Origin of the sequence: Janthinobacterium sp. PLB04 (assembly GCF_021165895.1) — a bacterium.
In the GTDB taxonomy this organism is placed as follows: domain Bacteria; phylum Pseudomonadota; class Gammaproteobacteria; order Burkholderiales; family Burkholderiaceae_D; genus Janthinobacterium; species Janthinobacterium lividum.
The window spans coordinates 3,269,336-3,282,245 of record NZ_CP088968.1 but is presented as its reverse complement, the minus strand read 5'-3'; the positions used below and the strand labels follow the sequence as shown (position 1 = coordinate 3,282,245).

The 12,910-nt window shown below is 67.0% G+C and carries 11 protein-coding genes; 6 read left to right on the top strand and 5 right to left on the bottom strand.

Annotated features, from left to right (window positions below; all coding sequences use genetic code 11):
• The first annotated feature begins 92 nt into the window (after positions 1–92).
• The 6 genes from LSO07_RS14515 (at position 93) to LSO07_RS28360 (ending at position 7,101) form a co-directional block, all read left to right on the top strand.
• Positions 93–737 (top strand): Hpt domain-containing protein, encoded by a 645-nt coding sequence (locus LSO07_RS14515; RefSeq protein WP_151094949.1) that lies wholly within the window; start codon positions 93–95, stop codon positions 735–737.
• Positions 738–865: 128 nt separating this feature from the next.
• The gene (locus tag LSO07_RS14510; RefSeq protein WP_151094947.1) at positions 866–1,492 is read left to right on the top strand and encodes a response regulator; all 627 of its coding nucleotides are present in this window, start codon (positions 866–868) and stop codon (positions 1,490–1,492) included.
• Between the two features lie 35 nt (positions 1,493–1,527).
• Positions 1,528–1,890 carry an Hpt domain-containing protein gene (locus tag LSO07_RS14505; RefSeq protein ID WP_151094945.1) on the top strand — a complete coding sequence of 121 codons (363 nt, stop codon included), beginning with the start codon at positions 1,528–1,530 and terminating at the stop codon, positions 1,888–1,890.
• A complete protein-coding gene (locus tag LSO07_RS14500) occupies positions 1,887–3,386 on the top strand; it encodes a response regulator (RefSeq protein ID WP_151094943.1) in 1,500 nt (499 codons plus the stop codon). Before LSO07_RS14505 ends, LSO07_RS14500 begins: the two co-directional genes overlap by 4 nt.
• A gap of 97 nt (positions 3,387–3,483) precedes the next feature.
• The gene (locus LSO07_RS14495) at positions 3,484–6,942 is read left to right on the top strand and encodes a response regulator (RefSeq protein WP_151094941.1); all 3,459 of its coding nucleotides are present in this window, start codon (positions 3,484–3,486) and stop codon (positions 6,940–6,942) included.
• A gap of 33 nt (positions 6,943–6,975) precedes the next feature.
• Positions 6,976–7,101, top strand: coding sequence for a hypothetical protein (locus LSO07_RS28360; RefSeq protein WP_263643050.1), 126 nt, complete (start codon positions 6,976–6,978; stop codon positions 7,099–7,101).
• 7 nt (positions 7,102–7,108) lie between these two features.
• On the opposite strand, the gene LSO07_RS14490 is transcribed toward LSO07_RS28360, so the two are convergent.
• The 5 genes from LSO07_RS14490 to LSO07_RS14470 form a co-directional block, all read right to left on the bottom strand.
• The gene (locus tag LSO07_RS14490) at positions 7,109–8,320 is read right to left on the bottom strand and encodes an NnrS family protein (protein WP_151094939.1); all 1,212 of its coding nucleotides are present in this window, start codon (positions 8,318–8,320) and stop codon (positions 7,109–7,111) included.
• Positions 8,321–8,453: 133 nt separating this feature from the next.
• Positions 8,454–9,116 carry a response regulator gene (locus tag LSO07_RS14485; protein WP_034781594.1) on the bottom strand — a complete coding sequence of 221 codons (663 nt, stop codon included), beginning with the start codon at positions 9,114–9,116 and terminating at the stop codon, positions 8,454–8,456.
• A 24-nt stretch (positions 9,117–9,140) separates the two neighbouring features.
• Complete coding sequence (locus LSO07_RS14480; RefSeq protein ID WP_306532415.1) at positions 9,141–11,027, bottom strand: type IV pili methyl-accepting chemotaxis transducer N-terminal domain-containing protein; 1,887 nt, start codon at positions 11,025–11,027, stop codon at positions 9,141–9,143.
• Between the two features lie 44 nt (positions 11,028–11,071).
• Entirely contained in the window at positions 11,072–12,058 is a 987-nt protein-coding gene (gene moaA, locus LSO07_RS14475) for a GTP 3',8-cyclase MoaA (protein WP_099387605.1), read from the bottom strand.
• A 102-nt stretch (positions 12,059–12,160) separates the two neighbouring features.
• Positions 12,161–12,907, bottom strand: a complete 747-nt coding sequence (locus LSO07_RS14470) for a peptidylprolyl isomerase (RefSeq protein ID WP_034781603.1) — start codon at positions 12,905–12,907, stop codon at positions 12,161–12,163.
• Between the last annotated feature and the right edge of the window lie 3 nt (positions 12,908–12,910).

Sequence of the window (12,910 nt, the reverse complement as noted above, 5' to 3'; positions counted from 1 at the left end):
ATTTTTTATCGTAAAATGAAAACATCCAAGCCAAGCATTTCAGGTCAGTCATCACGCAGGATCACTTGCATAGACCGCACTGGAGCACTGCCATGAACGCATTCCTTGCCATTCACCCCTTCCTTCGCTGCGAAGACCTGTCGCTGATGCGTCCGGCGCTGGCGCTGGCAGGCCTGCTGTTGCTGCTGGCCGCCCTGCTCTGGCGCCGCACCCGCTGGCGCCAGGCTGGCCGCGCGCCGGGCGCGGGCGGCACGCCGGCCGATCTGCATGCGCTGCTGCAAACGCGCAAGGCGGCGCCGCCGGCCAAAGTGGCTGACAGCGCACCGCCGCCGCAAGCGCCCAAGGCGCCGGATACGCCGCCATTCGAGGCAGCCCGCCTGGACGCCATGTTCGGCCACGACCGGCGCCTGCAGGGCGAGATTCTGGCACTGTTCGTGGCCGAGTCGCGCGACCGCCTGGCCGGCATCGCCCATGCGCTGCGCTGCGAGCGGACGGCCCCGGCAAGAGTGCTGGCGCAGGAAATTCTCGACGGCAGCCACGCCATGGGCTTGCTCCCCTTGCAGGCGCTGGCGCGCCAGGCCATGCATGCGGGCCTTTCCAACGATATCGGCGCGCTGCGCCGCCTGCACGCGGAACTGCTGGTGGCGCTCGATGCGCTGTCGCAAGCCGTCACGGCCCTGCAAACGGCGGACGTGGCGCGGACCGATGACTGCAGCGGCGTAGCAAGCCGGCCATGAGCGTGCATCAGGACCCGGTGCGCGACATGCAAGGTTTTTAGTGAATTCATCTAATTCGTTAAAATTGATTTCTTCAGCGCGATTGCGTATCATTCCCTTTAACTTCATCCGCGACCATAGAACCCATCATGCACACTGCAGACGTTTGCACTACCCAAAAGGCCGCCGAAATCCTCGGCATCTCGGTCACATCGGTGCAGCAACTGGTCGAGGCCGGCGTTATCGAAGCCTGGAAGACCAAGGGCGGCCACCGGCGCATTCCCCTCGCGGCTGTCGAGGCTTACAAGGGCAATCCCGGCCAGCCGGGCCAGGACCAGCGCACGGCGCGGGCCAGCCGCCCCGCCCCATCGGGCCGCCCGCCCTCGATTTTGGTGATCGAAGACAATCCCATCGAACGCGCGCTGTATGAAAAGCAGATCGGCGCATGGGGCTTGCAGGCAAGCTTGCGCTTTTGCGAGAACGGCTACCAGGCGCTGATGGAAATTGCCCGCGACCAGCCCGATATCCTGCTGGCCGACATCATCATGGAAGGCATCGACGGATACGAGGTGATCCGCACCATCCTGGCCGACCCGCTGCTGGCGGACATGCACATCGCCATGCTGTCGAGCCTGACGCCGGAGGAACTGGAAGAACGGGGCGGCGTACCGCCCGGCGTGGTGTTCTTTGCCAAGCCCGTCAATTACGACGAACTGCGCGGCTATCTGCGCGCCTGCTGCGCCGGCCATGCGCGGCGCAACAGCCTGGCCGCCTAGCCCGCGACTGCCTCCCCTCTCGTCCCGGAGCCGCCATGCCAGCCTATCGCCACATCGATCCTGCCGTGCTGTTCCAGGCCACCGGCCGCGACCTGGAGATGTTCCGCTCCCTGTCGCAGACCTACCTCGATACGTCGCCAGCCATGTTTGCGCGCGTGGAGCAGGCCGTGCGCGGCGGCGCGGCGCAAGCCATCGTGCATAGCTGCCATACCTTGCGCGGCACCGTGGTCCTGCTGGGCGCCAGTACCCTGGTGGCGCGGCTGGCGGAACTGGAGCACCTGGTGCGCCACCGGGGTGTGGCGGCGCCGGGCTGGCTCGCTGAAACGGCAGCGCTGGTCGGCGCAGTGGAGCAGGAGGTACGCCGCAGCATGCTTGAATACACGGGCGCGCAGGCATGAACGCGCGCCAGGCCCTTCTGCGTCTGGCGCACCGCTACCGGCCACGCACCACGGCGGCCGTCGCGGGCCTGGTGCTGGTGGGCCTGCTGGCGCTGAGCATCGTCGTCTCCGGCGTGCTGCTGCACCACGAAGCCGTCGATGACTGGAAACAGGACCTGTCCAAGCTGTCGCTGCTGCTGGCGGAAAACACGGCGCAGAGCATGACGGCGGCCAGCCTGGTGCTCGACAGCGTCAGCAACGAAATCGAAGCCGCCGCCCCCGTGGATGCGCAAGCGCTGGCCTCCGCCGCCGGCACGCCGGCCATGCACCAGATGCTGTTGTACAAGATCGGCGGCGTGCCGCAAGTGGATGTGGTGTCCATCGTCGGCAGCGATGCCAGCGTGCTGGCCTTCAGCCGCGCCTTTCCCGCGCCCCCCATCCGCCTCGACGAGCGCGACTACTTCGAGTATCACCGGCGCCACCCGGACGGCGGCATGCATGTCAGCGCGCCCGTGCAAAACAAGGGCAATGGCGCCTGGACCTTCTATATCAGCCGGCGCATCAGCGGGCCGGACGGCCGCTTCCTGGGCGTGGTGCTGGTCGGCCTGTCGTGCGACTTCTTCAGCAAATTCTTCCACAGCACCAGCATCGGCGAACACACGGCCTTTTCCCTGTACCGCAGCGACTACACGCTGCTGGCCCGCTGGCCGGCCGTGCCCGCCATGATGGGCAAGCGCAACCTGACGGGCAGCACCTACCGCCTGCTGGAACAGGGCAAGACCGATGGCGTGCTGCAAGTGGACTCGCCGCGCGCGGCCGACCAGGGACGCGCGGTCAACCGCCTGGCCGGCATACGGCTGGTACGCGACTACCCGCTGGCCATCAACGTGACGGTGACGGACGAGGTCTACCTGGCGGGCTGGCGGCGCATGCTGCGCACCATGGGCGGCGCGGCCGTGGTCAGCCTGCTCGTGCTGGCCGCGGCCATCGCCCTGATCATGTCCCTGCTGCGACGCCAGGAGCGCGACGCGGCCATGGCGCCGGCGCCGCAGGCGGGCGCGGAAGCGGCGAATGCCGCCAAGCCGCCGGCGCCCGAGACAGCGCCGCCATCCGCATCCGAATCTGCACCGGCGCCGGCGCCGGGCGCGCGCATCCTGCTGGTCGAGGATACGGCGCTGAACCGCCAGCTGGTATGCCTGCAGCTGGGCACCTGCGGCTACAGCATCGACACGGCGGAGAACGGCGCGCTGGGCCTGCAGGCGCTGGCCGAACAACGGTACGACCTGGTCCTGATGGATGGCATGATGCCCGTCATGGACGGCTACCAGGCGTGCCAGGCCCTGCGCGCCCGCGAAGCGGCCAGCGGCGCGCCACGCCTGCCCGTCATCGCCCTCACGGCCGGCGTCACCGCGGACGACCGGCAGCGCTGCGTGGTGGCCGGCATGGACGATTATCTGGCCAAGCCCTTCACGGCCGCCCAGCTGCGCGCAATGGTCGAGCGCTGGCTGACGCGCTAGCCGGCGGCTGCCGCCTGGCGGCAAATTGGCCACACTATCACCTGCGTAGTCATGCGTAAAAGTTGTTCTCCGTGCATATCAGGTATAGCATCGCCACATGAGCTATCACACAGATGCGGCGGCGTTGCGCAGGCGACTGATCGAATGGCTGTTCTTGCTCCTCGGGCTGCTGATCGTCGCTGCCGCCCTCGCCTATGCGCACCTGGCCGAGGCGGCGCGGCACGATGCGGCCGAGCGTGAACGGCTGAGCGTGCTGACAGCGCTGCTGGCAAAAAATATCGAAGTCGACCTGGCGGCGACGAATCAGGTGCTCGACGGCGTGATCCGTGATTATCTTGCCGCCGGCGCCGCACCCGACGCCGGGCAAGCCCTGCCACGGCGCCTGGCCGCGCTGGTCGACGCCATGCCGGGCGTGCGCACCATGCTGGTCATCGATGCCAGCGGCAAGCCGGTCGCCACCAACATCCCGGAGCTGGCCGGCCAGGATTTTTCGCGCCGCGGCTACTTCCAGACGGCGCGCGACGCGCCCGATGCGCGCATGCTGTATATCTCGGCCCCTTTCCTGTCCTTCAGGCGGGACCTGGTCATCACGGCGTCGCGCATGGTGCAGGACCGGCAAGGCCGCTTTGCCGGCGTCGTGGTGGCCACCTTCGACCGCGAATACTTCACGGCCAAGTTCCGCACCGCCATGTATGCGGCCGATGTCTGGGCCGTGGTGGTGCATGGCGACGGCCGGCAATTCCTGAACTATCCGGCCAAAAGCGCCAATGGCGGCAATGTGGACCTGCCCGGCAGCTTCCTGCGGCGCTTCCGCGACAGCGGCTACCAGGCGGGCGTGCTGAGCGGCGTCGAGATTGCCGGGGCCGGGGCCGGTGCCTCCGCCGCCCCCCGCGTCATGGCCATGGCGACCATCGCCCCGCCTGAGCTGCACATGGACCGCGCCCTGATCATCGGCCTGAGCCGCGAAGAAGCGGCCATCGCCGCCCCGCTGCGGCGGCAGGCGCTGGGCTACACCCTCTGCTTTGCCATGCTGGCCCTGGCCGCGGCCAGCCTGCTGTTCTGGAGCCAGCGGCGGCGGCGGCAGCAAGCCGCCTGGCAGGTGGAGCAGGAAAGGGAACGCCAGGCCATGCAAGCCGTGTCCGACAGCGAAACGCGCTTTCGCACCTTGATCGAAGATGCGCCCGTGGCGATCGCCATCCTGCGCCATGGGCGCTTCGTGTATTCCAATCCCCGCTACCGCCACCTGCACGGCTACGCGCTCGAGGATGACCTGAGCGGCCTGCCCTGGCGCACCATGCTCACGCCCGCCTCGCAAGTGGCGCTGGCAAGCAACGAGGCGCTGATCGAGGCCGATTCGGCCAGCGAACAGATGTTTGAAGCCGTCGGCGTGGACAAGCAGGGCCGGCCCGTGCCCATCCTCAAGACCAGCACGCGCGTGATGCTCAAGGATGGGCCGGCCACGCTGATCTTTGCCCAGGATATTTCCGCGCAAAAGCAGGCCGAAGCGGCCATGCTGCTGGCGCGCGATGGCGCCGAGGCGGCCAACCGCAGCAAGGCGGAATTCCTCGCCAACATGAGCCATGAAATCCGCTCGCCGCTCAACGCCATCCTCGGCATGGCATGGCTGCTGGAAAGGGGCAGCCAGGATGAGGAAGGACTGCAGATGACGCGCAAGATCCGCGCCGCCGGCCAGTCGCTGCTGGGCATCATCAACGACGTGCTGGACGTCTCGAAGATCGAGGCGGGCCACATGACCATCGAGCAGGCGCCGTTCCGCCTGGCCGAAGTGATCGAGAAGATTGCCGCCAGCATGGGCGTGGCCGCGCATGACAAGCCGGTTGAGGTGCGGATCGGGCCGCTGCCCGATGGCATCGACCACGTGCTGGGCGACGCGCTGCGGCTGGAACAGGTGCTGGTCAACCTGACCAGCAATGCCATCAAGTTCACCGCGCAAGGCACGGTCGAGCTGACGAGTACGCTGGAGAGCCGGGACGGCGACGCCGCCGTGCTGCGCTTTTGCGTGCGCGACACGGGCATCGGCATCGCCCCCGAAGTGCAGGAAGCGATCTTTTCCGCCTTCGCCCAGGCCGACACGTCCACCACGCGCCGCTTCGGCGGCACGGGCCTGGGCCTGACCATCTGCCGCCAGCTGGTGCGCCTGATGGGCGGCGCCCTGCACCTGAAAAGCGCATTGGGCCAGGGCAGCGCATTCAGTTTCACGGTGCCGCTGCAACTGCTGCCCGCCGGCGCCCTGTCCTCGCCCGACATGCAGGGCATGCAGGACCTGCGCGTCTTGCTGGCCGATGGCAACGCCGGCACGCGCGAAGCGGTGGGCGCCGTGGCGCGCGGCCTGGGCTGGCAGGTGCATGCCGTGTCCGGCGGCCAGGCGGCACTCGATTATGCGCTGGCCTGCGCCGGGGATGCGCGGCCCGGCGTGGTGCTGCTGGCCGCGCGCATGCAGGGGCTGGATGGCGAAGCCACGGCACGCGCGCTGCGCGAATACTTGCCGCCGCAGGACTGCCCCGTCGTCATCCTGGCAGCCAGCGGCGCGCCGGCGACAGCGCCCGCGCGACGGTGCACCGACCCGGCCAATGCCGCCGATGCCATCCTCAACGAACCGGTGACCGCTTCCAGCCTGTACAACGCGACGATGGAGGCGCGCCAGCAGCGCGCCAAGGCCGCCGGCCTGGACGCCAGCCTTGCTCCGCTGGAAGAGCGCCAGCTGGCCGGCGTGCGCGTGCTGGTGGTCGACGACAGCGAGATCAACCGCGACGTGGTCAAGCATATCCTGTGCGACCAGGGGGCCGTGCCCTCATTCGCCTGCGATGGCCGGCAGGCGCTGGACTGGCTGCTGGCGCACCCCGCCGACGTCGACATCGTGCTGATGGATGTACAGATGCCCGTCATGGATGGTTTGCAGGCGACCCGCGCGCTGCGCCAGCTGCCGCAATTCCAGGACCTGCCCGTAGTGGCACTGACGGCTGGGGCGTTCCAGACACAGCGCGCGGCGGCGCTGGAAGCGGGCGTAAACCATTTCATCAGCAAACCGTTCGACGTGCCGCAGACCATAGCCCTGATCGCGCGCGCGCACCGGCGCCATGCGCAAGGGCTGCCGTCCCTGCCGCCGGCCCTGGCCGAAATGGCGATGCCCGTGCCGCCAAACGGCGCGGCGCCCGCGATCGACCTGGCGCAGGGGATGGCGCAGTGGCTCGATGCAGCGCCCTACCGCCAGCATCTGTCGCGCTTTGGCAGCACTTATCGCAACACGGTGGACGCCATGCGCGCCCTGCTGGCGGCCAATGCCCGCAGCGATGCGGCCGCGCTGGCGCACAAGCTGGCGGGCGTGGCCGGCAGCCTGGCCCTGCCTGCCACCCTGCATGCGGCCCGGCATGCGGAACAGCTGCTGCACGCCGGCGACGATGCGGCCGCCGCCCTCGATGCACTGGAACAGGCGCTTGCGCAGGCCATCGAGGCCGTCGCCGCCTTCACGGCACAGACGCCGCCGCCCGAGCAGATGGCCATACCAGAAACGCAACATGGCCGGGCATGCCAATGATAAACTTGCCAATATGAAAATTTGGGAGACGCCATGATCTGGTGCAGGGATTTGCTGCTGAGAGCCTTGATGCTGGGCCTGCTGCTATTCGTGGTGGGCGAATCGCTGTCCTACTGGACGCCGGAAATCAGGAAACTGCTGGCCTGGCGCCCTTCCTGATACCAGCCTAGCCTTCGCGGCCATCCACCCTGGCGCGCCACAGGTACGGCGCATACACGCACGCATACAGGCCAAAGGCCAGCGACCAGCACGCCCCGGCCGCCAGCAGAAGCGGCATGGAGAGCGAAACGGGACCGACGGCGGCCAGCAGGCGCGCCAGCGCTCCCAGCTGGATCAGCCAGTACATCGCCGCTTCCGCCCTGCCGCCTTTCAACGGGCGGCCCGTGTGACCCAGGGTAGTGCGCGTCATCATGCCGATGATCAGGCCCGCCATCGACCCCACCGTCAGCGCGTGAAACGCGGCGCTGGCCGGCAGCAGGTGCAGGCTGGCCAGCGCCAGCAGCGCGAAACCGATGCCGATCCACGCATACGACAGGTGCAGGATCCACAGCAGCGGCACGCGCAAGGTGCGCTGTGGCTGCCATGCCAGCAGGTTGGCCAGCGACACGCCGGCGGCACAGAAGGCCAGCGGCGCCGTCAGCCAGGACGGCGCACCAGCCAGCCACGCGATCGCAGTCGCCGCCATGCAGGCCACGGCGATCAAGGCCCGCTGCGGGCTGGCCACGGGCGTACTGCCTGGCGCGCCATTGCGGGTGAACATGGGAATCACGCGCGCGCCGATCACCGATTCGATCAGCACGATGATGAAGATGGCCGCCTGCACGGGCACAAACAGCGACAGCGGCAGCCAGCCCAGCACGGACGCGTGGAACAGGCCATTGGCCAGCGCCAGCAAGGCCAGCAGACCGACGAGGAACAGGTTGCGCGTATTGCCCGAGCGGCGCAGCACCAGGTACAGGGGCCAGGATGCCAGCGGCAGGAACAGCCAGTCGACCAGCGCTGCCACGAGGCCGGGGCCGCACAGCATGGCCACGCGCCCCGCCAGCCACAACGCTGCCAGCGCCATCAGCTGGGCGCCGTGCGGCGTGGGCAAGCCCGTCCAGTTGCGTCCCGCCGTGTACAAAAATCCCACGACGACGGCCAGCGCGAAGCCGAACACCATTTCATGCATATGCCAGCCCAGCCCCACGTGCAGGCCGCCCGCAAGCACGCCGAAATAGCTGGCCAGCCACAGGGGAATGCTGATGGCCGCAAACACGGCCGCCAGCAGGTAGAACGGGCGGAAACCCAGTTGCCAGACGGCGTGGCCGGCATGCCAGGGCGCCGCGCCGGGGGCGGCGGCAGAAGGAGATGGTTCGCTGATCGGGGTGATGGCCATGATGGGCTCGCTTTTAAAGATATATTCAATATACTACTTTAAAAGCACAAGGACGGCTATCGGCAAAAAGAACTAGCGAAATAGATGGCAGCGGGCCTGGGTCCGACCCGGCGGGCCAGACCCTTCTACCGGGCTACTTGCCCTGGCGATGCTCGACCGCATACACGGCCGCCTGCACACGGCTGGTGAGGTTGAGTTTTTTCAGCACGTTCTGCACGTGGATCTTGACCGTGCTTTCGGCCAGGTCGAGGGTGCGGGCGATGCCCTTGTTGCTCTCGCCGCGCGACAGGCAGTCGATGATTTCCTTTTCGCGCGGCGTGAGCTTGTCGAGTTCCGACACGGGTTCTTCGCGCCGCGTGCCCGCCTGCAGCTGTGCCACCAGCTTGCCCGTCATGGCTTCGGCGATGACGACTTCGCCGGCGGCCGCGCGGCGGATGGCGCGCACCAGGTAGTCGGCATCGATATTCTTGATCAGGTAACCGCAGGCGCCCGCGCGCAGGGCCGTCGCCAGGTCTTCCGCGTCTTCCGACACGGTCAGCATGACAATGGCCGTGTCGGGACAGTCGTGCTGCATCAGTTGCAGCGCTTCGACGCCGGACATGCCGGCCATGTTCAGGTCCAGCAGCACCACGTCGGGCTGCAGCTGGATGGCGCGCTTGATGCCTTCCACGCCATCGGCCGCCTCGCCCACGACGGAAAAATCCGTATGCCGCTGCAGCAGCGAGCGTATGCCGCTGCGGAACAGCGCGTGGTCGTCCACCAGCATGACGGTGATCGGTTTATCGGGAGTCTCCATTTTTTTGTACTTTCAGATAGTGGCTTAGGCGGCGCGGCGCTGTTCGCGCGACAGGTGCAGTTCGACGGTCGTGCCGCCGCCGGGACAGGCATGCACGTCGAACGTGGCGTCGATGCGCTGTGCGCGCTCGCGCATGATATGGATGCCGACATGGCTGTCGCCCTTTTCCAGCACGGCGGCAGCATCGAAGCCGACGCCATTATCGCTGATCGTCAAGGTAAAGTCCTGGTGATCGGCGAGGCGCACCTCGACGTGGCTGGCCTGGGCGTGCTTGCGGATGTTCGACAGCGCTTCCTGCACGATGAATAATAACTGCAATTGCTGCTCGCGGGGGAATGGCGCGCCGTCGACGTCGGCCAGCAGATCGGCCTCGATGCCCGTCTGGCGGCGGAATTTGTCCACCGCCGCGCGCAGGGAGCCGATCAGGTCATCCTCCATCAGGCGGCTGCGGAAGTTCGCCAGCAGCTCGCGCACATCCTCGTAGCTTTCCTTCACGCCCGCATGCAGGGCCGGCACGATGCCCGCCACCTCGTCGAAACGGGCGTTGCGCACGGAGTCGTCAAGCATCTGCACTTGCAGGTTGAGGAAATTGAGGCTTTGCGCGATGCTGTCGTGCAGGCCTTGCGCCACCAGGTTGCGCTCTTCGGAAATGGCCATTTCGCGCTCGCGCGCGGCCAGGCGCAGGTTTTCCAGCGCGATGCCCAGCAGCTGGCCCAGGGTTTCCAGCAAGGCCAGCTCGCGCGCGGAAAACACGCGCGCATGGCGGAAATGCAGGTTGAAAAAGCCCAGGTGCTGTTCATGCGCGTGGATATGGAAGACGGAGACGGTGGCAAAGCCTTCGCGGTGGCAGCGCAGCTCGTGCGCCTTGTCGATGCGGCGCATGTCGTGCACCTTCGCCACCTTCATCTCGACGGCCGTGCCGCATAGGCAGTCGCCCACCTTCAGGCAATGCTCGGACGCCACCAGTTCCTCGGACAGGCCCGTGTGCACCACCATGTGCAGGTTGCCCCGCTCGGCGTCGAGCACGCGCACGGTGGAGCCATCGGCTTCGAAATAGTCGACGATGCGCTGCATGAAGCCGCCGCAAATGTCTTCCAGGGGCTGCGGGCGCTGCAAAAAGGCGGCGCTTTCGTACAGCAGCGCCAGTTCGCGGTTGCGGTATTCGAGGGTGGCCGTCTTGCTGCGCACGCCCTCTTCCAGGTTGCCGTACAGCGCCTGCAGGCGGTCGGCCATCTGGTTGAAGCCACTGGCCAGCTGGCCGAATTCGTCATTGCTTTCCACTGCCAGGCGCACGCTGAAATCGCGCTCCTTCATGCGCTGCATGCCAAGGCGCAGCCGCGTCACCGGTTCGATGATCAGCATGAACATCAGGTAGATCATGCTGACCGTACCGATGACGGCCATGCCGACGAGGATCAGCTGCGAGGCGCGCAGCCAGAAGGTGCGCTGTTCGCTATCGTGCTCGATCAGGCGCACCAATTGATCGACCTGCCCCACGAAGGTATCGGCGTCATGCTCGAACTGGCGCGCGCGCGCGGTGGAATCGGCGGCCAGCGCGGACGGACGCAGGGCGCCGCGCCAGGCAACGCCGATGCGCTCGAATTCCGACTTGATGGCCGTGCTGGGAGGCAGGAACAAGGGGCGCTGCGGGTCGCCGTGGCCGATCTTGGCCAGGGTCTCGTCGATCAGCATCGCCTGCTGGCGCGCCTGTTCGCGGGCGTCGCTGGCAAGCAGCAGAGTCAGGCGGTAGGTCTGCATGCGCAGCCGGCCCGTCTCGTTGATGGCGGCCGAACTGCCTTCCAGCTGCCACGACAGGAACAGGGTGCAACCGATGGCGCTCAAGGCCAGCACCAGCATGAGCAGCAGCGCGCCGACGATCTTGGTCGACAGCTTCTGCCAGGAGGAAAACATCGCCTTGAATTTCATACCGCCCTTGAATGTAAATGCAAACTGCCTCAGCCGCCCGTCTGTGCCATGAACCGGATGATTTTATCGGGCTGCGTATTAAAATCATGCTGCTGCGGCTTGAGTTCGATGGCGGCGCGGATCGCCGCTTCGATCTCCGCATCCGTGGCCCCGCCGCGCAGCATGGGGCCGAAGGCGAATTTCTCTTCCTGGCCCAGGCACAGGTACAGGGTACCATCGACGGACAGGCGCACGCGGTTGCAGGTGGCGCAAAAATGCTGCGACATGGGCGTGATGAAGCCGATGCTCGAGCGCCCGTCGGCTGTCGCCATGTAGCGCGCCGGCCCGCCACCGAGCTCCATCGCCTGCGGCACCAGGCCAAAGCGGGCCGCCAGGCGCTCGCGCACGGGGCCCAGCGGCATGTAGCAGGCATTGCGGCCCGTGCTGCCCATGGGCATGGCTTCGATCAGGCGCAGGATGAACTGCTGCTCGATGCAGAACGCCGCCATGGCCTCGATCTGGCCGTCATTGACGCCGCGCATGGCCACCATATTGATCTTGATCGGGTCGAAACCGGCCGCCTTGCCCGCCATCAGGCCATCCAGAATCGGTTGCAGGCTGTCGCGCCCCGTGATCTGCTGCATGCAGGCGCGATCCAGCGAATCCAGGCTGACGTTGATGCGGTCCACGCCCGCCGCGCGCAAGGCCACGGCGTGCTTGCCCAGTTGGGTGGCATTCGTCGACAGCGACAGGTCCTGCAGGCCAGGCAGCGCCGTCAGCCGCTGCGCCAGTTCCGGCAGGTTGCGCCGCAACAGGGGCTCGCCGCCCGTCAGGCGCACGCGGCGCGTGCCGAGGCGAACGAAGATGCCCAGCAGGCGCTCAATCTCGTCGAACGTCAGCCAGTCCTTCGGTTCCTCGAAGCCGCGAAAGCCCTTGGGCATGCAGTAACTGCAGCGCAAATCGCAACGGTCGGTAACGGACAGCCGCACATAATCGATCGAACGGCCAAAACGGTCCTGCAACTTGACGCTACCCATGACGCTACTCCTGTTTCTTTCTTGATTGTAAAGGCTGGGGCACGATCTGGCTGTGCCCCAGAAGGCCTAGCGGCCTACGCCTTTCGGACTACGCCTTTCAGCCTACTGAACCAGCGGACTGGCTGTGCCTTCCAGCTCGACACCGGCGATCTCGGCGCGCCCCACCAGCAAGTGCAGGTACTGGTGCACGGCGCGCTGCCACGCGGCGCGCGACAGGCGGTCGGCGATTTGCGCCTGCACCGCCTCATAGGCGATGGCCTGGCCTTCGACCCGGCGCAGTACTTGCACGATGTGGTAGCCGAAGCGCGTTTCCAGCAAATGGCCGGCCAGCGCGCCCTCTTCCAGGCGGAACAGCAGCGCGTCGAATTCCGGCACGCTCTGGCCCGGCGACAGCTGGCCCAGGTTGCCCCCCAGGGCGCCGGATGGGCAGTTCGAATACTGCGCCGCCAGTTCGCCGAAGCGCTCGGGCGCCAGTTTCAGGGCATCGAGCACGGCTTGCGCCGTCGTGCGCAGCAGCTCCAGCGGCGCCTCGGGCGTCACCTGGAACAGGATGTGGCGCGCCTCGACCAGCGCCCCGCTGCTGAACAGCTGCGGGCGCTGCGCATAAAAGGTGCGGCAAGCCGCATCGTCGGCGGGCGGCACGCGCACTTCCTGCGCAAACAGCGCTTCGATGCGGTCGTCAGTACTGCCGCCCTGCACGCCGAGGCGTTCGGCTTCGTCGAGCAGGAGCCGGCGCAGCACCAGTTCGTGCACGGCCTGTTTCAGCGGATTGCCGGCGCCGTCGTGATGCGGCAGCTCCTGCGCGATGTCGGCATCGTCGATATCGATGCCATTGACGGAGATTCCCATGAT